This window comes from Nonomuraea sp. NPDC050383 (assembly GCF_044459125.1).
In the GTDB taxonomy this organism is placed as follows: Bacteria; Actinomycetota; Actinomycetes; order Streptosporangiales; family Streptosporangiaceae; genus Nonomuraea.
On sequence record NZ_JBITIP010000001.1, the window covers coordinates 912,979 to 934,289 of the forward strand.

Sequence of the window (21,311 nt, forward strand, 5' to 3'; positions counted from 1 at the left end):
TCCGTGTTTCGCACACGTTACGTGGGGCGCCGGTGCGAGCCTCGCTGACAAACCGCCCGCCCCGACCTACTGTGATCACGCAGTCGGTCTCGGGGGAGGCATGGGTGGCCATCGACCTGCTCAATCACAAGCTGGATCGGGCGTTCGACCACATCGACGCGGGCGGCGCCGGCTCGGTCGAGCGCGAGGACCTGCTGGGGCTGGGGGCGCGCGTCCTGGTGGGTTTCGGCGAGTCGCCGACGTCGGTCACCGGCAGCGGGCTCGTCGACGGTTTCGACGCGATCTGGGCGGCACTCGCGGACGCGCTCGGCCGCGACCGCGAGTCCCGGCTGTCGCGGGAGGACTTCCGGGAGGGCATGCGCGGGGCGTTCGTGTCGGGTGACCGGTACGAGCCGGTGTTCCGGCCGGCGACGGTGGCCGTGGCGGCGCTGTGCGACCCGGACGGCGACGGGCTGGTCGGGCGGCGCGAGTTCCGGACGATGCTCGGCGCGTTCGGCACCGCGTACGACGACGTGGACGTGGCCTTCGACCGGCTCGACCGGACGGGACGCGGGACGCTGACGGTGGACGAGCTGGTCGCGGCGGCCCGGCAGTACTACACGGGCGAGGACCCCGGCGCGGCCGGCAACTGGCTGTTCGGGCCTTTGTGAGCATCCCCGTGATCGCGACCGTGCGGACCGCGCTGCGCTCCGTGCTGCACTGGAAGCCGCTGGCGCCCGCCCCGCGCGCCGGTGAGCCGGAGGCTCCCGGTGCGGGCGAGCAGCCCTGGACGGGCGGCGGCGCCGCGGCGCTGATGGCGCTGACGGAGCGGGTCCCGGCACTGGCCGCGCCGTGCCGGATGCACCCGGCCGTGTACGCGGTCGAGGCGGCCGTGGCCGACTGGGCCAGGCGCACCGGGCTGGAGGCGGACCCGGGCGTGGGGTTCCACCGGATCGCCGGGCGGGCGCTGGCCGAGTTCGACGCCGCCGCGGCGGCGCTGTTCGCGCAGTGGCTGACGTGGCTGTTCCACCTGGACGACGAGATGGACGAGGGGCCGGGCCGGCTGGAGATCTTCCAGGGGCTGCTGGAGGGCCGTTCCGCGCATCCGCTGGAGGCGGCGTTCGCGGACCTGTGGCGGGTGACGAGCGTGCGGATGAGCGACCAGTGGCGGGCCAGGTTCGCCGCGAACCTGCGGCGCCACCACGACGCCTGCCGCGCGCAGGCGGCCAACCGCGCGGCGGGCCTCGTGCCGACGCTGCGGCAGTACCCGGCGCTGCGCCGCGCGACCGTCGGCCCGTACGTCTTCGACCTGGTCGAGCCGTGCCTGCGGGTGGAGGCCCCGGCGTGGCTGCACGGCTGCGAGGCGTGGCGGGAGCTGGTGGACGCCTGCAACGACGTGACCGCGTGGTGCAACGACGTGGCGTCCCGGGCGAAGGAGCGCGGCGACGGACACAACCTGGTGGTGGTCGCGGCGCGCGAGCTGGGGCTGGCGGAGCCGGAGGCGGTGGCCTGGGTGCTCGACCGCATCGCCGAGCGCTGCCAGGACATGAACCGGGCGGCGCGGCGGCTGCCGCTCGACGAGCTGGGGCCGCGCGTGGCGCGCGACGTCAGCAAGGTCGCCTGCGCGTATCTGGCGGCGCCGCGCGCGCACATCGACTGGCTGGTGGAGTCCACCCGGTACGCGCGCCCGTGAACACCCGGGTCAGGGGGCGTGGAGGGCGAGGGCGTCGCCCGTCGGGGTGCGCCGGTAGACGACCTCCTTGCCGACGCGCAGGCCCATGGCCAGCCCGCTGTCGCTGAGCACGCCCAGGTGCTGGCTGACCGCGCCCCGGGTGATCGCCATCCGGTCGGCCAGCGCCGACGTGGTGGCCGGCTCGGCCAGCGCGAGCAGGATCCGCGCCCGGCTGCGCCCGATGAGCGCGGCGAGCGCGCCGGGCGCGGGCGGCGGTCCCTGCTCCCACAGCGTGCCGACGCCGGACACCGGGTAGACGAGCATCGACTGGTACGGCTCGGACATGACGGCCGTGGCGGGCCAGAAGAACGCGCTGGGTACCAGCAGCAGCCCGTCGCCGTGCAGCCCGCCGATCGAGCAGGTCCAGGGCCGCTCGACGACGAGCCGCTCCCCCGTCCACGACACGGCCGGGTCCAGCCCGGCGAACAGCTCGCGCGCGCCGCCCGTGGCCAGCAGCCGCGACCTGCGCAGCACGTCCCGCTCCAGCAGCGCGTACACGCGCGGCCAGAACTCCGCCAGGCACGTCTCCCAGTACGCCTCCAGCGCGTCGGCCACCCGGGCCACCCCGGCCGCCGGATCGGCGCGGAACCGCTCGATCACCGCCCGGTCGGAGCCCACGACCCGGGCCGCCTCGGCCCGCGCCCGCTCAGGCGGGGTCCGCCGTACCGTCTCCAGCTCGGTGGCGAGGTCGGGCAGCGGCGTGTCGGGCGGTGGGGTGACGAAGTCGACGAGGTAGCCGTCCGGGGGCACGAGCGCGAACAGCTCCTCCATGTCCAGCCCGGCCAGGCGAGGACGCACGCACTTGATCCACGGCAGGTGCAGCGACTGCCGGGCCGGGTCGCGCAGCGTCCGGAGGCTGGCGACCAGCTCCCACAACGGCGAGAACGCGAACCTGATACGTGCCACGTCCTCCGGTTTCAGCACCCATGTCACCGCCACACGTTTTAGTGTGCCCTAAATCGTTCGACGAGCGTGGCCGGGATCATCACCCTTTGATCCGTGAGTACGCCCCTGATGGACAAGCCCGGTTTCCTGCGGTCCGCGCTCGGCGGGCTGCCGCGCCCGTTCTGGGCCCTGTGGAGCGGCACGCTGGTGAACCGCCTGGGCACGATGGTCATGCCGTTCACCGGCGTCTACCTGACGCAGGAGCGCGGCATGCCCGTGGCGGCGGCCGGGGCCGTGATGGCGGTGTTCGGCGCCGGGTCGCTGCTGTCGCAGCCGCTGGCCGGCGTGCTGGCCGACCGGATCGGCCGCCGGGCCACGCTGGCGGGCGGCATGCTGGCCACCGCCGCCGTGATGCTGTGGCTCGGGGCGAGCACCTCACTCGCCACGATCACGGCCGCGATGTTCCTGCTCGGCCTGGTGATCGACGTCTACCGGCCCGCCTCCAGCGCGCTGGTCGCCGACCTCGTCTCGCCGGAGGAGCGCCCGCGCGCCTACGGGCTGCTGTTCTGGGCGATCAACCTCGGGTACGCCCTCGGCATGACCGTGGGCGGGCGGCTGGCGGGGATGGGGTTCTCCTGGCTGTTCTGGATCGACGCGGCCACCTGCGTGGCGTTCGCGGTGCTGGTGTGGCGGGCCGTCCCGGAGACCCGCCCGGAGGCTCAGGAGTCGGCGGGCGGGTTCGGGGTGGTGCTGCGTGACCGGGTGATGGTCGGGTTCACGCTGGTCATGCTGGGCAACGCGCTGATGTACTCGCAGACGGTGACGATGCTGCCGGTCGCGATGACCAAGGCCGTGGGCATGCCGACCGGCGACTACGGGCTGGCCATGGCGCTGAACGGGGTGCTCATCGTCGTCGTGCAGCCCGTGGTGTCCGGATGGCTGGGCCGCCGGGACCCGGCGCGGACGATGGCGCTGGGGCTGGCCGTCATGGCGGCCGGGTTCGGGCTGACCGCGTTCGTCACCACCGTCACGGGGCTGGCACTGACCATCGTCGTGTGGACGATCGGGGAGATCATCACGGCCGGCATCGCCGGAACGGTCGTGGCCCGGCTGGCGCCCGCCCACCTGCGCGGCCGGTACGCGGGACTGTCGGGGTTCGCCTGGTCGGCGTCCTCGGTGCTGGCCCCGCTCCTCGGCGGGACACTGCTGGGGGTCGGGCCGGAGGCGCTGTGGTTCACGATCGGCGGGCTGGGACTGGTGTCGGCGGCCGGCATGCTCGCCCTCGGCCCCGCCGTCCGCCGCCGCTGACCTCCACCCGGCGTTGAGCGGCTGTTGATCGGATGGTGGCATCCGCCCGATATTTTCCTCCCCGAGCGAAGTCCACGGGGTCGAAAGGACGGGTGGGATGCGCCACGCCGGACGGGCGCGAGGGGTGGCGATCGGCCTCGCCGCGCTGGCCGTCGTCTTCGAGCTGATCGACATCTGGGTGACCGCCCAGCTCCCGCAGCCGTCGTACACGCCGCTGCCGTTCGCCCCCGAGGACGTCGCGGGCACGGCGTTCTCGCTGTTCGGCGCGGTTCTCGTGCACAGCAGGCCGCGCCTGGTGATCGGGTGGCTGCTGGTGGTGGGCGGGCTGGGCTCGGCGGCCAACATCCTGGCCGCGAACCTCAACCTGCTCATCGACGGCCCGCCGCTGCACTGGCCGATCGTGAACGTCACCTGGCAGGTCGGCCAGCTGACCCTCGGCGTCCTCCTGCCGCTCCTCTACCCGACCGGGAGGCTGCCGGCCAGGAGGTGGGGGTGGGTGGCCGGTCTGGCCCTGGCCGGCATCGCCCTCGACTGGGCCGCCCTGTCCGTCCGCAGCCATCCCCTGCGGGAGGCGGCCCACTGGACGGTCGCCGCCGCCATGGGGCTGGCGTTCGTGTCGCTGGCCGTGCGGTTCGCCAGGGGTGACGCGGTCGAACGGCGGCAGTTGCTGTGGCTGCTGGTGACGCTGCCCGGACTGCTCGTCCCGTGGATGCTCGGCGACCCGTTCTGGTGGCTGGCGTCGCTGGGGATCCCGCTCATCCCGGCGGCGATCGCGGTCGCGATCCTGCGGTACCGGCTGTTCGACATCGACACGCTGATCAGCAGGGCCCTGGTCGGCACCGGCCTGCTGGTCATGGTCGGCGGCGTCTACCTGGCGGCCGGGGCGGCGTCCAGCCTGTTGCTGTCGGGGGTGGACCGGGTGGCGGGGCTGGTGGCGGCGCTGTTCGCCGGGGCGTTCTTCCAGCCGATGCACCGGCTGTTCCAGCGCGGTGTGGACCGCCTGCTCTATGGCAGCACCGGCGACCCGGACGCGCTGGCCGAGCGGCTCAAGCTCCACCTCCAGCTCGCCGACCCCGGCCACGGGCTGCTGGCGACGCTGGAGGTGCTGCGCGAAGGGCTGTCCGTGACCGGCGTCGCGGTCGAGGTCGACGACGTCACGACCGTGGCGGGCACGCTCGGCGTCCCGGCCCGCACGGTGCCGCTCATCCGGCACGGCACGCCGGTGGGCCTGCTGCTGGTCGGGCCGACGGAGCGGCGGCGGTTCCCGGCCGCGCACGACGAGCGAGTGCTCGCGACGATCGCGCCGTTCATCTCGGACGCCGCCCATGCCGTACGGATGACGGCCGCGCTCCGGCACTCGCGTGAGCGGATCATCACGGCCCGCGAGGAGGAGCGTCGGCGGCTGCGCCGCGACCTGCACGACGGCCTCGGGCAGTCGCTCAGCGGCATGGCGATGTCGATCAACGCGGCCCGGCTGACCCTGCGCGACTCCCCCGAGCGCGCCGAGCGGCTGCTCACCGACCTGCGCGCCGGCATGGACACGGTCACCTGTGACATCAGGCAGCTCGTGTACGGCCTGCGCCCGCCCGCGCTGGACGAGCTGGGCCTGGCGGGGGCCGTCGAGGAGCTTGCCGGGGCGCCGGTCGAGACGTCAGGCGAGCTGACCGGGTTGCCGGCGGCCGTGGAGGTGGCGGCGTACCGCATCGTGCAGGAGGCCCTGACGAACGCGCGCAAGCACTCCGGCGCCACCCGGATCGACGTCATGCTGCGGCGCGTCACCGGGGAGGCCGCGGAAGGCGGCTTTACGCGGGAGGCCGCGGGCAGCGGGCGGGGCGCCGTGCTGCGGGTGGGCGTCGCCGACGACGGGTGTGGCGTCCCGCCGGACGCGCGGGCCGGCGTGGGGCTGTCGTCGATGCGCGAGCGTGCCGCCGAGCTGGGCGGCACCTGCGTCGTACGGCCGCGCGAGGGCGGCGGCACCGTCGTCCAGGCGGACCTCCCGCTGTGAAGCCCCTCGCCGCCCTGCTGCGCAGCACTGTAGGAAAACGCCATATCTCCCGACATCCAACGGCTCTACGCTTACCTCTGCCATGCTGACATTCACCGCGCTGGGACCGTTCCATGCCTGGTCCGACGGCGTCCCCCTCGATCTCGGCGGCCGGCGGCAACGAGCGGTGCTCGCGCGCCTGCTCGTGGCCGGGGGCCGCGCCGTGCCCGTGACCACGCTCATCGACGAGCTCTGGCCGGGAGACCCGCCCGCGCAGGCGCTGTCGACCATCCAGGGGTACGTCTCGCGGCTGCGCCGCGCGCTCGAACCCGGCCGCGCCCCACGCGAGGAGGCCGGGGTGCTGGTGTCGGCCGCCCCCGGCTACGCGCTGCGCGCCGGCGCCGAGCAGGTGGACGCCTGGCGGTTCGAGAGCCTCGTCCGGTCGGACGGCGATCCGGCGCGGGTGTGGACCGCCATGGAGGAGGCCCTCGCGCTGTGGCGGGGGCCCGCGCTGGCGGAGTTCGCCGAGCTGACGTGGGCGGTCACGGAGGCCGGACGACTGGAGGAGCTGCGGCTGATCGCGGTGGAGCGGCGCGCCGGCGCGGGGCTCGCGCTCGGCCGGGCGACGGCGCTGGTGGCCGACCTGGAGGCGCACGCCTCGGCGTACCCGCTGCGCGAGGAGGCGTGGCGGCTGCTGGCGCTGGCCCTGTACCGGACCGGCCGGCAGGGCGACGCGCTCGGCGCGCTGCGGCGGGCACGGTCGATCTGGCGGGACGAGCTGGGGCTGGATCTGACCAGCGGGCTGCAGCGCCTGGAGGGCGACATGCTCGCCCAGCGTCTGGAGGAGCCGCCCGCGTCCCCGGCGCCCCCGGTTTCCCCGGTGTCCGCGCTGCGGGTGCTGGTGGCCGACGACCAGGCGCTGGTACGGGCCGGGCTGCGTACCGTCCTGAGCGACGAGGCCGGGCTGGAGCCGGCCGGTGAGGCGGCGGACGGCGAGGAGGCGATCGCGCTCGCCCGGGAGACCCGCCCCGACGTGGTGCTGCTCGACATCCAGATGCCGCGCCTGGACGGCCTGGCCGCCGCGCGCCGGATCCTGGCGGACGAGCGCCCGCCCAAGGTGATCGTGATGACCACGTTCGGCAGCGACGAGAACCTGTACGCGGCGCTGCGGGCGGGCGTGAGCGGGTTCGTGCTGAAGACGTCCCCGCCGGAGCAGCTCGTGGCCGCGATCCGGGCCGCGGCGGCCGGCGACGCGCTGATCGACCCGGCGGTGACGACGCGGATCATCGCCGGGTTCGCGGGCCGGACGGACCCGGGCTCTCCCCCGGCGCTGGCCGGGCTGTCCGACGACCGGATCGACGTGCTCAAGCTCGTGGCCCGCGGCCTGACGAACCAGCAGATCGCGCGGACCCTCGCCCTGGCCGAGCCGGCCGTGGCGGCCGAGGTGGCGGCGCTGCTCGATCATCTCGGGCTCATCGACCGTGCGCAGCTCGTCGTGGCCGCCTACGAGTCCGGCCTGGTCACCCCCGGGACGGCCGTCGGAAGATAGCCCGCTTCTCGTCGCCGGGACGATAAAAATCACGGCGTATTAGGCTGGTCGCGTGGCTCAACTGCGCATCGCCCTCGCACAGACCAACCCCACCGTAGGCGACCTCAGCGGCAACGCCGACAAGCTCGTGGCGTGGACGCGGGACGCCGCCGACCGCGGCGCCCATCTCGTGGTGTTCACCGAGATGTTCCTCACCGGCTATCCGGTCGAGGACCTGGTGCTCCGCACGTCGTTCGTGGACGCCAGTGTCAGGACGCTCCAGGAGACGGCCGTGCGGCTGCGCGACGAGGGGCTCGGCGAGTTGCCCGTGGTCGTCGGGCACGTCGACCGGGCCGGCCTGGCGCCCCGTGTCGGCCAGCCCAAGGGCGCCCCGCTCGACGCCGCCGCCCTCCTCCACCGGGGGGAGGTGGTGACCCGCACGGCCAAGCACCACCTGCCCAACTACGGCGTGTTCGACGAGTACCGCTACTTCGTCCGCGGTGACCGGCTGCCGGTCTTCCGGCTGCACGGCGTCGACGTCGCCATCGCCGTGTGCGAGGACCTGTGGCAGGAGGGCGGCCCCGTGTCCGTCGTCGGCCGGGCCGGCGCCGGGCTGCTCGTCGTGCCGAACGCCTCGCCGTACGAGAAGGAGAAGGACGACGTCCGGCTGGAGCTGTGCGCGCGGCGGGCCCGCGAGGCCGGCTGCGCGCTCGTGTACGCCAACCAGGTCGGCGGGCAGGACGAGCTGGTCTTCGACGGCGACTCGCTGGTGGTGGACGCCTCCGGCGAGCTGGTCGCGCGGGCCGGGCAGTTCCGGGAGGAGCTGCTCACCGTGGACCTCGACCTGCCGGTGTCCACGGCCGAGCCCGGCCGGTTCCCGTACGACGCGGGCGACGGGTCCACGATCACCGTGGAGCGGCTGGTGCTGTCGTCCGACCCCGTCCCGGCGTACGAGCCGCAGCCTCCGGTCGTCGCCGAGCGGCTCGACCTGCACGCCGAGGTGTACTCGGCGCTGGTGCTGGCCGTGCGCGACTACGTCGCCAAGAACGGCTTCCGGTCGGTCATCCTGGGCCTGTCCGGCGGCATCGACTCGGCGCTGACCGCCACCATCGCCTCCGACGCGATCGGCCCCGACCGGGTCAACGTGGTGCTCATGCCGTCCCGCTACTCCTCCGACCACTCGCTCGGCGACGCCGAGGAGCTGGTACGCCGCCAGGGGGTCAGCGCCCGCGTCGCTCCCATCGCCGACATCGTGGACGCGTTCGAGAAGGAGATCGAGCTGTCCGGCCTGTCCGCCGAGAACCTCCAGGCGCGCGTGCGCGGCATGATCCTCATGGGTCTGTCCAACGAGCACGGCCACCTGGTGCTCACCACGGGCAACAAGAGCGAGCTGGCCACCGGCTACTCCACCCTCTACGGCGACTCGGCGGGCGGCTTCGCGCCGATCAAGGACGTGCCGAAGACGATGGTGTGGGAGCTCGCCCGGTGGCGCAACGAGCACACCGACCCGTCGTTCCTGCTGCGCGCCGACCGTCCCGTGCCGGAGAACTCCATCACCAAGGAGCCCAGCGCCGAGCTGCGCCCCGACCAGCGCGACACGGACTCGCTCCCGCCGTACGAGGTGCTGGACCGGCTGCTGGACGACTACGTGGAGAAGGACATGGGCTCCCGGGAGCTCATCGACGCGGGCCACGACCCTGATCTGGTGGCGCGGATCATCCGGCTGGTGGACCTGGCCGAGTACAAGCGGCGCCAGTACCCGCCGGGGCCGAAGATCACCCCGAAGAACTTCGGCCGCGACCGCCGCCTGCCCATCACCAACCGCTGGCGCGAGACCACCTGACGCCTCGGCCCAAGGCCCTCGCGGGGGGACCGCCGGGGACCGTCAGTAGTAGGCGCGCATCAGCTCGGTCGCCCAGGCCGGCTGGACGACCTCACCGTGCGGGCCGAACTCGGCCATGTACGGCTTGAGGTCGAGGACCGGACTGCCGTCCATGGCGTCCAGGCCCCGTACGCGGACGTCGAGACCGTCGACGGCGAGCAGGCGGCAGCGGGAGACGCCCAGCCGGTTCGGGCGGTTCTTGGCGCGCTGCGCGAAGATGCCCACCGCGGGCCAGTCCGGATTGCCGCGGGGGCGGCGGGCCGAGGTGTGGACCGAAGCCGGATCCACGAGGTGGAACTGGAACACCACCTCCAGATGCGAGAACGCGTCCAGGCCGGCCAGGGAGTCCGGCGCGAAGCGGGTCCCGTCGAGGCGGATCAGCGCCTCCTCGGTGTTCCAGTCGTCGTCGAACGCCTCGGCGCGCCCGCCGACGACGACGCCCACCGGCTCCACGGTCACGATGTTCATGGGGACTCCTCATGTGGGGGCAAGTGCCATGACCGTACGCGGAGGCGGTCGTGGGCCGAATCCGTCACGATGGACAGGAGTGCGCCCCGTGATCGACCGCCGTATAGGTACGCGAGGTCTCTCGGACGAGGGCGGGCACGCGGACCGGGCCGGTGATCGTCCGTCTGAAAACCCCCAGCCTGCGGGTGTGGGCCGGCTATATGGTGCGTTCGTGGACACTCTGGAGAGCCTCGTCATCGCCCGGCGGTTACGAGTCCCCGTCGACGCCCCCGCCGCCGACCCGGCCGGCTGGGGCGGGACAGCCGCCCGCCAGCTCGACGCCGCGCTGCTGAGCGCCGGCTTCACGTGCTCGCCGGCGCTGCTGGAACGCCTGTCGGGGCTGCGCCGCGAGAGCGTGCTGGACCTCGGCGTACGGGTGCTGGACGCCGTTCGCCGCCTGGTGGGCGACCACGTCGAGCACAACGCCTACTTCATCGACTTCCCGGCGAACGTGCCCGACACCCTGGAGTTCTGGGCGGGGCTGCTGCACGAGGCCCTGCTCGACCCGGTCGCCGCCGCGCGGGTCGAGGCGCCGACGTTGAACCTGCTGTCCCTGCCGGGTTACGGCCGCTACCCGCACACCTACGCCGACCTGCTGGCCGCGCACGCCGAGCTGGTCCGGGCGGCCGGGGACCGGGTGACCGTACTGGAGCTGGGCGGGAGCCTGGAGTCGGAGGCGCGCGAGCTCTACCTGTCGCTGGCCGGCTCGCAGACGCCCCTGGCCGCCGAGGACCTGGCGGCGCTGCGCCGGCTGGCCGCCTTCTGCGTCGGCCAGGACGACCAGCCGGAGCGCATCCCGGTGCGCGAGAACCGCGCCGTCGTCAACGAGGCGCGGCTGGCGGCCGGCCTGCCCTTGCTCGTCGACACGGTGACCGACGTGCTGCGGCTCGCCTGCGCCTGCTCCGGCGGTGACGTCACGCTGGCCGTGCCGACGAGGTTCCGCTCGTTCCGCCGCGCCGAGCGCCGTGCCCTGCTGCAGGCCCTGGACACGGTCGCCTCCCCCGCCCGGCTCGGCGACGTGCCGCGCCACCGAGAGCAGTGGAAGCGGCTCGGCGAGCGGCTGCACCCCCACGAGTACCCGCGGTTCCCGGGTGCCGCGGGCGTCTTCGAGGTGGCGAGGGGCACGCGGGAGGCCGCCGGGTTCGACAGCCGGGTGGAGGCCGCCCTGGCGGCGGGCCGTACCACCGAAGCCGTCCGGCTCCTGGAGAACGCGCCCGGCGCGCTGCTGCGCCGCGTGGACCACCTGCTGCGGACCGCCCCGTCCGCGTCGGCCGTGCTGGACGCCACGCAGCGGGCGGCTGCGGGCGCGTCCGGCCGCGTCCTGCTGTCCCTGCGCGAGCACCTGCAGAACCGGCTCTCCCCCGCCGCCGGCCGCACCTTCGTCAACCGGTTCGGCAGGGCGTGGACGACGGCGCCCGACTCTCGTCCGCCGCTCGACCAGGAGGTGCTGGCGCGGGCCCTGGCCGTCCTGGACGAGGAGATCACCCGCCGCCTGCCCGACCCGGGCGAGCTGATGGTCGATCCCGCCATGCTCGACGTCGCCTTGCCGCTGTCCGGCAAGGCCGTCTCGCCGGGGCTCGGCATGCTGCCCCGCGGCTCGCTCTCGGCGGTGGACGGCGAGCTGCTGCGGTTCTTCGTCCACTGGCGCGAGGCCGCGCGGCGCACCGACTACGACCTGTCCGCGCTCATGCTCGACGCCTCCTACGGCAGTCCGACGCACGTGTCATGGACGAACTACGCCAACGGCTTCGCCGAGTACTCCGGCGACCTCACCGAGGCGCCCGCCGGGGCGTCGGAGTTCATCGACATCCGTCTCGCCGACGCGACCCGGCCGATCGTCATCCCCCAGGTCAACATCTTCGCCGGGGAGCCGTTCGACCAGGCCGCCGAGGCGTTCTTCGGGTACATGACCAGGGACGCCGAGCAGCAGGGCAGGCCCTTCGAGCCGCGTACCGTGCGGATGAAGTCCGACCTGCGCGGCTCCGGCCGGGTCGCCCTGCCGCTCGTCTTCCTGCGCGGCGACGACGGCGGATGGCGGGTGAAGTGGCTGCACCTCTACCTGAAGGGGCATCCCGGCTTCAACCAGGTGGAGGGCAACCGGGTGAGCACGTCCCTGCTGGTGCGCTCGATCGTGGAACGCGGCTACCTGAACGTCCGCTACCTGGCGGGGCTGCTGCGCGGCAAGGCGTCGTCGGCCGGGCACACCACCTACATCGGGCTGGAGGCGCCGGCCGGGCTGCCGCCGGGGTCGCGGGTGTACACACCGGGGACACTGCACGAGATCGTCCCTGCCTGATACGGTTCTGCCAGCGAGGCCATGGGAGGGCTTCCTTCTCAACTCTCTTTGATTCCAGCCTTCCCGCTCTCCTCGCACTCCGGTCATGAGGCCATCCGGGAGCTTCCTTCTCCCTTGGTTCGAATCCAAGGAGGTCCCCTGGGGCCTTCTGGTGCTCCAGCTCCCGGGCCTTCCTCATGACCGGCCCGCCCCTCCAGAAGCTCACCGCTCCGCAAGGCAACCGATGCCCGGTTGCCGCCGAAGGATCGGTAACGAGAAGACTGGGGGATCTCATGAACATCGGCTTCATTCTCATTCTCGCCATCGGGCTGCTGGTCGTCGCCGGGATGGGCGTCCTGCTCGTCCGGACCGTGCTCAAGCAGGTCAGCGAGGAGCGGTGGAACGTGCTCCGCTGACAGGCGGACGCCGTCGCGACATTCCCGCGGCGGCCGGTGGCCGTGGTGAGCTGCTTGCGGAAGGCGTCGAAGGCCAGGCCCGCGGCCGGGCCGGGTCGCGGTACGGCCGTCCGCAGACGGCGACGGCCGCCCCGGGCGGGAGCCGGGACGGCCGTGACAGAAAGGGATCAGAAAGGGGACAGGGAGGGAAGGGCGGTCAGCGGTTGGTCAGGCCGCTCAGGATCTGGTCGACGACCCGGGTGGGAAAGTCGTCGGTGACGTCGCCGTTGCCCCACTTGGTGTGCCAGAGCATGGCGCCCGACAGGGTCGCGAGCGCCACCTCCACGTCGACGTCGGGCCTGAGCTCACCGGAGTCGATGCCACGCTGGACCACGTCGCGCACCGCCTGCCTGCGCGGCTCGATGGCGATCTTCACGAACCGCTCCATGAGCCGCGGGTAGCGGTCGGCGTCGCTCATGGCGATGTTGATGATGCAGCGGGTGCGGGACTTGCGCTTCTCGTCCTGCATGGCCGACAGGAGGGTCACCAGGTCGTCGTGGACCGAGACGCCCGCGACCGGCGGCGGTGGGGCCTTGAGGGTGGCGAGGGCGTCGACGACCAGGTCCTCCTTGTTGGACCAGCGCCGGTAGATGGTCGTCTTGCCGACTCCGGCCCTTGAGGCGATCGCCTCGATGGACAGCTCGGCCACGCCCATGCCCTCCGCGATCAGGTCGAGGGTCGCCTCGACGATCGCCTTCTCGGCCTTCTCACTGCGGGGGCGGCCCGCCGGACGGGCGGCCGCCGCCGTTCCCTGCGCCATCTCCTGCATCGTCATCGCGGCCTCACACTACCGCTGGTTCCTTCGCCTCCGCCTGCTGCACGGGGGCGGGCTTGCCGGGCATCCACTTCGCGACCACGGCGACACCGAGCAGCGCGATGGCCGCCGACACCAGGGCGGTGATGTGCATGCCGTGGATGAAGGCGTCGTAGGCCGGCTCCATCAGGCCCTGGCCGCGGGCGCCGAGCGCGTGGGAGACGGCGTCCGTCGCCATGAGGGACTCACCGGCGGCGTGCCGCACGGCCTCGGGCAGACCGGTCAGGTGCGGGGCGATCTCGCCGCGGTAGCTGGAGGACAGCACCGAGCCGAGGACGGCCACGCCGAGCGCGCCGGCCACCTGGCGGACGGTGTTGCTCATGGCCGAGCCGACGCCGGCCTTCTCCCTGGGCAGCGACTCCATGATCGCGGTGGTGGCGGGCGGCATGATGTTGGCCATCGCGGCGCCCTGGATGAAGAAGATCACCTCGATGAGCACGACAGGCGTGTTCTGGTCGAGGAACGCATAGCTCACGAGGACCAGAGTGATCACGGCCATGCTGACGCCGGAGGCGAGCTTGCCGCCGAAGCGCTGATTCACGCGCTGGCTGAGCGGGGCGAAGATGAGCTGCGCCGCCGCGAACGGGATCATGAGCGCTCCCGCCTGGATCGGGCTGAAGCCCAGCACGATCTGCAGGTAGAAGGTCAGGAAGAACATCCCGCCCATCATCGCGAAGAAGACGATGCCCATCATGCCGATGGCCGAGCTGAAGCGGACGTTGCCGAAGTTGCGGACGTCGAAGACGGGGTTGTCGATGCGCCGCTCCCACCAGGCGAACACGGCGAGCACCGCGACGCCGCCCAGGGCGGGGAGGTAGACGGCCGGGTCGGTGACGGTGGCCAGCTCGCCGCCGCGGATGATGCCGTAGACGACCGCGACGAGACCGATGATGGACAGCAGCACGCCGACCGGGTCGAGCTTGGACGGCTTGGGGTCACGCGACTCGGGCACGATGACGCCGATGAGGATCATGCTGATGATCACGATCGGCACGTTGACGAGGAAGACCGAGCCCCACCAGAACTTCTCGATCAGCAGGCCGCCGGTGATCGGGCCGATGGCCACGGCCAGCCCGACGCCGCCCGCCCAGATGCCGATCGCCTTGCCGCGCTCGGAGGGCGGGAAGACGTTGGAGATGATGGCCAGGGTGGCCGGCATGATGGCCGCGCCGCCGATGCCCATCGCCGCACGGGCCAGGATCAGCTGGGTGGGATCCTGGGAGTAGGCACTGGCCAGTGAGGAGAGGCCGAACAGCAGCATGCCGACGAAGAGCATCCGCTTGCGGCCGGTGCGGTCACCGATCACGCCGAAGGTGAACAGCAGTCCGGCGAACACCAGGGTGTAGGAGTTGATCGCCCACTCCAGCTCGCTCTGCGTCGCGCCCAGACCGTGGACGGGGTCGGCGATGGTCTTCATCGCCACGTTGAGAATGGTGTTGTCGAGCACGACCGCCAGCAGGCTGAAGACCAGCACACCGAGGATCGTCCACCGGCGCGGATGGCCTGCGTGGGTTTCCATGCGAACTCCTCATTTCGATACGTCAAAGTTTCGCAACGCCACCGTATCGCATGATATTCCGATACGCGACGGTGTCGTTTCGAAACTGGTTCGGTCGAGCTCGTGAACGGAACCCGAACGGCAGCCGCCCCGTCAGCGCGTGGAGACGGCCGCCGGCTCCTCCGCCACGGCCGACGCGGCGCTCACCGCGCGCCCGCGCCAGAACGGCACCGCGACGGCCACCATGACCACGCACACCATGCCGGCCACGGCGAAGGCCCAGGCCGGGCCGTGCGCGTCGATGATCGCGCCGGCGACGGGCGCGGACAGCGCCCCGCCGACCAGCAGGGCGGTGCCGTGCAGGCCCATCGCCTCACCCCGCGCCCCGGCGGGCACCCGCCCGCTCACGGCCTCGACCGTGGACGACAGCGACGGCGCGCACAGCAGGCCGGCGGGCAGCAGCGCCAGCACCAGCCAGCGCCAGTCGGCCCCGGCCAGGCCCACGGGCGCGGTCAGCAGCCCCATCAGCGCGATGAGCACCAGGGGCGAGAACCCCCGGCTCAGCCCGCCGTACACGAACCCGCCCACCAGCGAGTAGACGCACCACACGGCGACGGCGAGGCCCACCCACGCCGTCTCCCCGGCGTTCTTCATGGTGCCGACCAGGGCCAGCTCGCTCGCGGTCAGCACGAACGTGGCCGCGGCGGCGGTGCCGAGCAGCGCGACCAGGCCGGGCGTGAGCCACCGCCGGCGCGGCACGCGGGCCTCCGGCCTCGCGAGCTCCTCGGCCGAGCGGGTCGGCGGATTCAGCGCGATCAGCCCCAGGCCGGCGGCCGTCATGCCACCCGCGATGATCGCCATGGTGGGGCCGCTGCCCAGCGTGGTGACGCCGGCCACGGCCAGCGCGGGACCCGTCATGTAGGACAGCTCGACGATCATCGAGTCGAGCGAGAAGCCCATGCGGCGCTGCTCCAGCGGCACCATGGCCGCCAGGCACTGCCTGATCACGCTGAACACCGGCAGCGCCAGCAGGCCCGCGAGCGCCGCCGCGGCCACCAGCGCCGGGAACGGCAGCGCCCACGCGCACGCCCAGAACGCGGCCTGCGCCCCCGTCGTGACGGCCAGCACCGGGCGCAGCCCATGCTTGTCCACGAGCCTGCCGGACAGCGGCGAGCCGACCGCCATGCCGACCGTGCTGGCCATGGTGACCAGCCCGGCCTGCCCGAAGCCGAGTTTCATGCTCTCGACCACGTGCAGCGTCAGCGCCATGCCCGTCGCGGTCGACGGCACGCGGGCCAGCAGTCCTACGAGGAGCAGGACGGGAACGCCGGGCAGCCGCAGCAGACGCCGGTAAGGTTCGAGAGCCATGGTGATTACTTACCTCCGCACCCATTGTGGCAAGCGGCACCGACAGTCTCGCCACAGGTTTTCGCGGATGGCATCATCGAAGGGTCCGGGTACGCCGCTGGGGCGCCTCGAGACCTTTCTGGAGCGTTCGACATGTCTTCTTCCACCCTGCCTCCACCCCCTCCCACCACCCTGTACGGCGGCGCCACCGGGCGCCGCGTCACCGTCCGCGACCTGGCGGCGGCCAAGGAGCGCCACGAGCGGTGGCCGATGCTCACCGCCTACGACGCCATGACGGCACGGGTGTTCGACGAGGCGGGCGTGCCGGTCCTGCTCGTCGGCGACTCGGCGGCCATGGTCGTGTACGGCTACGACTCCACGGTCCCCGTCACCGTGGACGACCTGCTGCCGCTGACGGCCGGCGTCGTGCGCGGCTCCTCGCGCGCGCTCGTGGTCGCCGACCTGCCCTTCGGCTCCTACCAGGCGTCGCCGGCGCAGGCCCTGGAGTCGGCGGCCCGCTTCCTGAAGGAGGCCGGCGCCCACGCCGTCAAGCTGGAGGGCGGACACCGGGTGCTGCCCCAGGTGGAGACGCTGGTGTCGGCCGGCGTCCCGGTCATGGGCCACCTCGGGCTGACGCCGCAGTCGGTCAACGTCTTCGGCGGCTACCGCGTCCAGGGGCGCGGCGAGTCGGGCGAGGAGCTGATGAAGGACGCCAAGGACCTGGAGCGGGCGGGCGCGTTCGCGGTGGTGCTGGAGTGCGTGCCGGCCGAGCTGGCCGAACGCGTGACGACGTCGCTGTCGATCCCCACGATCGGCATCGGCGCGGGGCCGGCCACGGACGCGCAGGTGCTCGTCTGGCAGGACCTCATGGGGCTGACGCCGCGCCCGGCGAAGTTCGTCAAGACGTACGCGGACCTGGCCGGCGACCTCGACCGCGCGGCCCGCGCCTTCGCCGAGGACGTCGTCACCGGCGCCTTCCCGGCCCGCGAGCACACCTACCGCTGACCCGCCGTCCCCGCCGCGGCTTCTCGCCGCGGCGGGGTCACGCCGCGTTCATGGTGGCGGGTCAACGCGCGGGCCGCGGTGTCACTCCGCGTTCAGGGCGGACGGGTCAGCGCGGGAGCCGCGGTGTCACTCCGCGTTCACGGTGGCCGGGTCAGCGCGGGAGCCGCGGTGTCACTCCGCGTTCAGGGTGGCCGGGTCGGTGTTGGAGCCGCAGACGACGACGGCGACCCGCTCGCCGGGTGCCGGCGTGTACGCGCCCGACAACAGCGCCGCGTACGCGGTGGCGCCCGCGGGCTCGGCCACCACCCGGTGGCGCTCCCACAGCGTGCGCCGGGCCGCGACGATGGCCTCGTCCGGCACGAGCACACTGCGGACGCCCGCCCGCGAGCAGACGCCGAAGGCCAGGTCGCCGATCCTGCTGGCGCCGAGGGCGTCGGCCGCCACGCCGCTCACCGGCACCTGCACCGGCTTCCCGGCCCGCAGCGCCTCGTGCAGGGTGGGGATGAGCTCCGGCTCCACGGCGACGATCCGCGGCCCCGCCGTCCCGTCGCCGGGCGCCCCGGCGTCCGAGGACGCCACGCCCAGGGCCCCCGCGGTCAGGGACCCTGTGGTCAAGGACCCCGCGGTCAGGGCTCCTGCGTTCATGGCCTCCGCGGTCAGGGCTCCCGCGTTCAAGGCTCCCGCGCCGAGGGTGACGCCGGCGATCAGGCCGCCGCCGCCCACCGCCACGACGATCGTGTCCACCCCCGGCACCTGCTCCGCCAGCTCCAGCCCGACGGTGCCCTGGCCGGCGATCACCTCGGGCTGGTCGTAGGCGTGGACCGCGAGCGCGCCCGTCTCGGCGGCGCGCTTGGCCGCGGCCTCGGCGGCCTCCGCGTAGATGGCCCCGGTCTGCCGGATCTCCGCGCCCAGGGTCCGCAGACCGGCCACCTTGACCGGGTTCGTCACCTCGGGCACGAAGATCTCGGCCCGGACGCCGAGCGCGCGGGCCGCGTGGGCCACGGCCAGGCCGTGGTTGCCGCCGCTGGCCGCGATCACGCCCGCCGGCGGCAGCTCCCCCGCGGACAGGATCCGGTTGAACGCCCCGCGTACCTTGAACGACCCCGAGTGCTGGAGCTGCTCCAGCTTGAGGAACAGCCCCGGCGACACCTCCAGGACCGGCGTGCGCAGCACATGCCCCGCGATGCGGCGGGCCGCGCCCGTCACGTCCTCGTACGTCACCGTCATGGGGCCGTCCTTCCGTCGTACACGCTCTGGGCTCCGGCCTAGTCTGCCAACGCCTGCTCGATGTCGGCCCAGAGGTCCTCCGGGTGCTCGATGCCGACCGCGAGACGTACCGTGCCCTCGTCGATGCCGTGCCTGGCCAGCTCCTCGGCGCTGAGCGAGCGGTGCGAGGTGGTCGCGGGGTGCATGGTGAGCGTCTCGACGCCGCCCAGCGACGGGGCCAGCAGCGCGAGCCGTACGGACTTCATGAACCTCTCCCCCGCCGCGCGGCCTCCCACGAGGTCGAAGGAGAACACGCCGCCGAAGTCCGGCAGCAGCTTGCCGGCGAGCTCGTACGACGGGTGCGACGGCAGCCCCGGCCAGTGGACGGCGGCGACGGCGGGGTGCTCGGCCAGCCGGGTGGCGAGCAGGCGGGTGTTGGAGCAGTGGCGCTCCATGCGCAGGCCCAGCGTCTGCAGGCCGCGCAGCGTCAGCCACGCCGCGAACGGGTCCGCCGAGGCGCCGAGCGCGGTGGAGAAGTGCCAGACCTTGTCGTACAGCTCGCGGTCGCGGAAGACGGCCAGGCCGCCGACGACGTCGGTGTGCCCCGACAGGTACTTGGTGGTGGAGTGGACGACGACGTCGGCGCCGTGCTCGATCGGGCGGCAGAGCACCGGCGAGGCGAACGTGTTGTCCACCACCGAGACCAGCCCCAGCTCGCGGGCCGTCGCGCACATCCCGGGCAGGTCGGCGACGAGGACCATCGGGTTGGAGATCGTCTCCAGGTACAGCAGCCTGGTCTCGGGGCGCACCGCCCGGCGGACCGCGTCCGGGTCGGCCTCGGAGACGTGGGTGACCTCGACGCGGAAGCGGGCGGCGAGCTCGTTGAGTATCGCGGCCGTCCCGCCGTACAGGGACTTCTGCGCGATCACGTGGTCGCCGGGCTTGAGCAGGGCGAACAGCACGGTGTTGATGGCGCCCATGCCGGACCCGGTGGCGAACGCCCCGGCGCCGCCCTCCAGGCCGGACACGGCGTCCTCGAGGGCGCGCACGGTGGGGTTGGTGTAGCGGCCGTACACGAACGGGCCGTCGGGGCTGCCCATCGCGTCGGCCATCACCGCCGGGTCGTCGAAGACGAACCCGGACGTCTGGTAGATCGGCATCGTGATCGGCCGGCTGTGCTCGACGGGCGGCTGCGGCAGGTGGACGACGCGGGTCTCGGGACGGAGTTCGGTCATGTCGTCAAGGATGTCCGGAAGAGGTGGCTTTTGTCAGATCCAATGACACAGAATTGGTCCATGAATGGGGCCAATGTGAGCAACGCCACGGCGGAGCCGACGGCCACGGCCGTCCTGGGGGCCACGGCGGGCATGGATGACCTGGTCGACATGCTCGGCCGGTGGGCGTCCGGTCGCGGGCCGCTGTACCTGCTGCTGGCCGGCCGGCTCCGCGCCCTCATCGACGACGGGGTGCTGGCGCCCGGCACGCCGCTGCCGGCGGACCGGACGCTCGCGCGGCGGCTGGCCGTCGGCAGGGGGACGGTCGTGGCGGCGTACGACCTGCTCCAGCAGGAGGGACGGGTGACGCGCCGGCAGGGCAGCGGCACCCGGGTGGCGCCGCTGGAGCTGCCCGCCTCCCGAACCGCCGACAGCGTGCGCGCGAACCCCCTCCTGCTGCACATCCTGCACCCCCCGGACGGGGTGAGCCTGCTCACCTGCGCCGCGCCCGACCGGCCGCCCGCGGCGATGGCGGAGGCGTACGAGGAGGCGATCGGGCGGTTGGCCCGGGTCCGCGACCTGGGATACCAGCCGGCGGGCAACCCGGAGCTGCGCGAGGCCGTGGCCGCCTACTACCGTGACCGGGGCCTGCCCACGACGGCGGACGAGATCCTGGTCACGACGGGCGCGCAGCAGGCGCTGACCCTGCTGGCGGGGCTGCTGCTGTCGCCGGGCGACACCGTGCTGACCCAGTCCCCCACGTACCCGGGGGCGCTGGAGGTGTTCCGGCACGCCGCCACGGTGGTGCGGCCTGTGGCCCTCGGCGCCTTCGACGCCTCGGTGCCCGGCGCGGTGCCCGACCTGGCCTCGGCCCTACGGGAGCGGCCGTCGCTCGTCTACACCGTCCCCACCGCCGGCAACCCCACCGGCGCCACCATGGCCACCGGTGACCGCAGGCGGCTGGCCCGGCTGGCCGGCGAGCACGATGTGCCGCTCATCGACGACGAGGTCTGCGCCGAGCTGTGCTTCTCGGGCGAGACCCCGCCGCCCGTGGCTTCGTACACCCGGGGAGAGCAGGTCATCACCATCGCCTCGCTGAGCAAGCTCGTGTGGAGCGGCCTCCGGGTCGGCTGGGTGCGCGCCCCGGCCCCGCTGGTGTCGCGGCTGGCCCGGCTGCGCGCCGTGCACGACCTGGGCGGCGAGGTGGTCAGCCAGATCGCCGCCGCGGCGCTGCTGCGGCGGCTGCCGGAGATCCGCTCCGAGCGGGTGCGCGAGCTGCGGGCCGGCCACGACCTGCTCTGCGCGGAGCTGGCCGCGCGCCTGCCGTCGTGGTCGTTCGAGCGGGCGAGCGGCGGGCAGACGATCTGGGTCCGGATCCCGCGCGGCGACGTCGATTCCTACGCGCAGGTGGCGCTCCGGCATGGCGTGGCGGTGCCGCCGGGACGCTCGTTCGACCCGCTCGGCGGCCACGCCGACCACATGCGGCTGCACTTCCTGTTCCCGCCGGACGAGCTGGCGCGGGCGGTCGCCGGCCTGGCGGCGGCGTGGGACGCCTACGACGGCAGCCGCCGCCCGGCCCACCGCCACCCGCTCGTCGTCTGACCCCGGATTCCAGCAGCCCGTACGGCGACCGTACGGGCTGCGCTGTGAGCTGACAGCGCGCCCCGCCGCTCCCGGCCGCTGTCACCCTGG

17 protein-coding genes are annotated in these 21,311 nt (G+C 73.4%); 10 read left to right on the plus strand and 7 right to left on the minus strand.

All coding sequences use genetic code 11. From position 1 onward, the window contains the following. Positions 1 to 104 precede the first annotated feature (104 nt). A complete protein-coding gene (locus ACIBG4_RS04120; protein ID WP_310715180.1) occupies positions 105 to 650 on the plus strand; it encodes an EF-hand domain-containing protein in 546 nt (181 codons plus the stop codon). Between the two features lie 8 nt (positions 651 to 658). Then, complete coding sequence (locus ACIBG4_RS04125; protein WP_397200565.1) at positions 659 to 1,672, plus strand: terpene synthase family protein; 1,014 nt, start codon at positions 659 to 661, stop codon at positions 1,670 to 1,672. A gap of 9 nt (positions 1,673 to 1,681) precedes the next feature. Here the strand turns inward: ACIBG4_RS04125 and ACIBG4_RS04130 are convergent, their stop codons facing one another. Further along, positions 1,682 to 2,650 (minus strand): DUF5937 family protein, encoded by a 969-nt coding sequence (locus ACIBG4_RS04130; RefSeq protein WP_355442854.1) that lies wholly within the window; start codon positions 2,648 to 2,650, stop codon positions 1,682 to 1,684. Between the two features lie 60 nt (positions 2,651 to 2,710). Here ACIBG4_RS04130 and ACIBG4_RS04135 point away from each other — a divergent pair, with 60 nt between their 5' ends. From ACIBG4_RS04135 to ACIBG4_RS04150, 4 genes are all read left to right on the plus strand, one after another. Then, positions 2,711 to 3,904, plus strand: a complete 1,194-nt coding sequence (locus ACIBG4_RS04135; RefSeq protein WP_397200566.1) for an MDR family MFS transporter — start codon at positions 2,711 to 2,713, stop codon at positions 3,902 to 3,904. Positions 3,905 to 4,001: 97 nt separating this feature from the next. After that, positions 4,002 to 5,909 (plus strand): histidine kinase, encoded by a 1,908-nt coding sequence (locus ACIBG4_RS04140; RefSeq protein ID WP_397200567.1) that lies wholly within the window; start codon positions 4,002 to 4,004, stop codon positions 5,907 to 5,909. A gap of 82 nt (positions 5,910 to 5,991) precedes the next feature. Further along, positions 5,992 to 7,437: a BTAD domain-containing putative transcriptional regulator gene (locus ACIBG4_RS04145; protein ID WP_397200568.1), complete on the plus strand. Its 1,446-nt coding sequence runs from the start codon at positions 5,992 to 5,994 to the stop codon at positions 7,435 to 7,437. A 52-nt stretch (positions 7,438 to 7,489) separates the two neighbouring features. Further along, positions 7,490 to 9,259 (plus strand): NAD+ synthase, encoded by a 1,770-nt coding sequence (locus tag ACIBG4_RS04150; RefSeq protein ID WP_397200569.1) that lies wholly within the window; start codon positions 7,490 to 7,492, stop codon positions 9,257 to 9,259. Positions 9,260 to 9,301: 42 nt separating this feature from the next. Here ACIBG4_RS04150 and ACIBG4_RS04155 read toward each other — a convergent pair whose 3' ends face one another. Further along, positions 9,302 to 9,766, minus strand: coding sequence for an SAM-dependent methyltransferase (locus ACIBG4_RS04155; RefSeq protein ID WP_397200570.1), 465 nt, complete (start codon positions 9,764 to 9,766; stop codon positions 9,302 to 9,304). Between the two features lie 211 nt (positions 9,767 to 9,977). On the opposite strand from ACIBG4_RS04155, the gene ACIBG4_RS04160 reads away from it, so the two are divergent. Then, entirely contained in the window at positions 9,978 to 12,101 is a 2,124-nt protein-coding gene (locus ACIBG4_RS04160; RefSeq protein WP_397200571.1) for a hypothetical protein, read from the plus strand. 272 nt (positions 12,102 to 12,373) lie between these two features. Beyond that, entirely contained in the window at positions 12,374 to 12,496 is a 123-nt protein-coding gene (locus ACIBG4_RS04165; protein WP_397200573.1) for a hypothetical protein, read from the plus strand. A gap of 196 nt (positions 12,497 to 12,692) precedes the next feature. Here ACIBG4_RS04165 and ACIBG4_RS04170 read toward each other — a convergent pair whose 3' ends face one another. The 3 genes from ACIBG4_RS04170 to ACIBG4_RS04180 form a co-directional block, all read right to left on the minus strand. After that, positions 12,693 to 13,310 (minus strand): TetR/AcrR family transcriptional regulator, encoded by a 618-nt coding sequence (locus ACIBG4_RS04170; RefSeq protein WP_397200574.1) that lies wholly within the window; start codon positions 13,308 to 13,310, stop codon positions 12,693 to 12,695. Positions 13,311 to 13,317: 7 nt separating this feature from the next. Next, positions 13,318 to 14,868, minus strand: a complete 1,551-nt coding sequence (locus ACIBG4_RS04175; RefSeq protein ID WP_397200575.1) for an MFS transporter — start codon at positions 14,866 to 14,868, stop codon at positions 13,318 to 13,320. 132 nt (positions 14,869 to 15,000) lie between these two features. After that, positions 15,001 to 16,215 carry an MFS transporter gene (locus tag ACIBG4_RS04180; RefSeq protein WP_397200576.1) on the minus strand — a complete coding sequence of 405 codons (1,215 nt, stop codon included), beginning with the start codon at positions 16,213 to 16,215 and terminating at the stop codon, positions 15,001 to 15,003. Between the two features lie 132 nt (positions 16,216 to 16,347). On the opposite strand from ACIBG4_RS04180, the gene panB reads away from it, so the two are divergent. After that, on the plus strand, positions 16,348 to 17,199 hold the full coding sequence (gene panB, locus ACIBG4_RS04185; protein WP_310715206.1) for a 3-methyl-2-oxobutanoate hydroxymethyltransferase: 852 nt from the start codon (positions 16,348 to 16,350) through the stop codon (positions 17,197 to 17,199). Positions 17,200 to 17,370: 171 nt separating this feature from the next. On the opposite strand, the gene ACIBG4_RS04190 is transcribed toward panB, so the two are convergent. Together ACIBG4_RS04190 and ACIBG4_RS04195 are read right to left on the minus strand one after the other, a co-directional pair. Further along, positions 17,371 to 18,426: a threonine/serine dehydratase gene (locus tag ACIBG4_RS04190; protein ID WP_397200577.1), complete on the minus strand. Its 1,056-nt coding sequence runs from the start codon at positions 18,424 to 18,426 to the stop codon at positions 17,371 to 17,373. A gap of 38 nt (positions 18,427 to 18,464) precedes the next feature. Next, positions 18,465 to 19,640 (minus strand): trans-sulfuration enzyme family protein, encoded by a 1,176-nt coding sequence (locus ACIBG4_RS04195; protein WP_397200578.1) that lies wholly within the window; start codon positions 19,638 to 19,640, stop codon positions 18,465 to 18,467. A 60-nt stretch (positions 19,641 to 19,700) separates the two neighbouring features. On the opposite strand from ACIBG4_RS04195, the gene ACIBG4_RS04200 reads away from it, so the two are divergent. Further along, positions 19,701 to 21,221: a PLP-dependent aminotransferase family protein gene (locus ACIBG4_RS04200; RefSeq protein ID WP_397200579.1), complete on the plus strand. Its 1,521-nt coding sequence runs from the start codon at positions 19,701 to 19,703 to the stop codon at positions 21,219 to 21,221. Positions 21,222 to 21,311: the final 90 nt, after the last annotated feature.

What these genes read in the sequence shown, in the direction of transcription:
- ACIBG4_RS04140 (WP_397200567.1), top strand. Translation starts at nt 4,002, where the DNA reads ATGCGCCACGCCGGACGGGCGCGAGGGGTGGCGATCGGCCTCGCCGCG.
- ACIBG4_RS04145 (WP_397200568.1), top strand. Translation starts at nt 5,992, where the DNA reads ATGCTGACATTCACCGCGCTGGGACCGTTCCATGCCTGGTCCGACGGC.
- ACIBG4_RS04155 (WP_397200570.1), bottom strand. Translation starts at nt 9,766, where the DNA reads ATGAACATCGTGACCGTGGAGCCGGTGGGCGTCGTCGTCGGCGGGCGC.
- ACIBG4_RS04165 (WP_397200573.1), top strand. Translation starts at nt 12,374, where the DNA reads ATGAACATCGGCTTCATTCTCATTCTCGCCATCGGGCTGCTGGTCGTC.
- ACIBG4_RS04170 (WP_397200574.1), bottom strand. Translation starts at nt 13,310, where the DNA reads ATGACGATGCAGGAGATGGCGCAGGGAACGGCGGCGGCCGCCCGTCCG.
- ACIBG4_RS04175 (WP_397200575.1), bottom strand. Translation starts at nt 14,868, where the DNA reads ATGGAAACCCACGCAGGCCATCCGCGCCGGTGGACGATCCTCGGTGTG.
- ACIBG4_RS04180 (WP_397200576.1), bottom strand. Translation starts at nt 16,215, where the DNA reads ATGGCTCTCGAACCTTACCGGCGTCTGCTGCGGCTGCCCGGCGTTCCC.
- panB (WP_310715206.1), top strand. Translation starts at nt 16,348, where the DNA reads ATGTCTTCTTCCACCCTGCCTCCACCCCCTCCCACCACCCTGTACGGC.
- ACIBG4_RS04190 (WP_397200577.1), bottom strand. Translation starts at nt 18,426, where the DNA reads ATGACGGTGACGTACGAGGACGTGACGGGCGCGGCCCGCCGCATCGCG.
- ACIBG4_RS04195 (WP_397200578.1), bottom strand. Translation starts at nt 19,640, where the DNA reads ATGACCGAACTCCGTCCCGAGACCCGCGTCGTCCACCTGCCGCAGCCG.
- ACIBG4_RS04200 (WP_397200579.1), top strand. Translation starts at nt 19,701, where the DNA reads ATGAATGGGGCCAATGTGAGCAACGCCACGGCGGAGCCGACGGCCACG.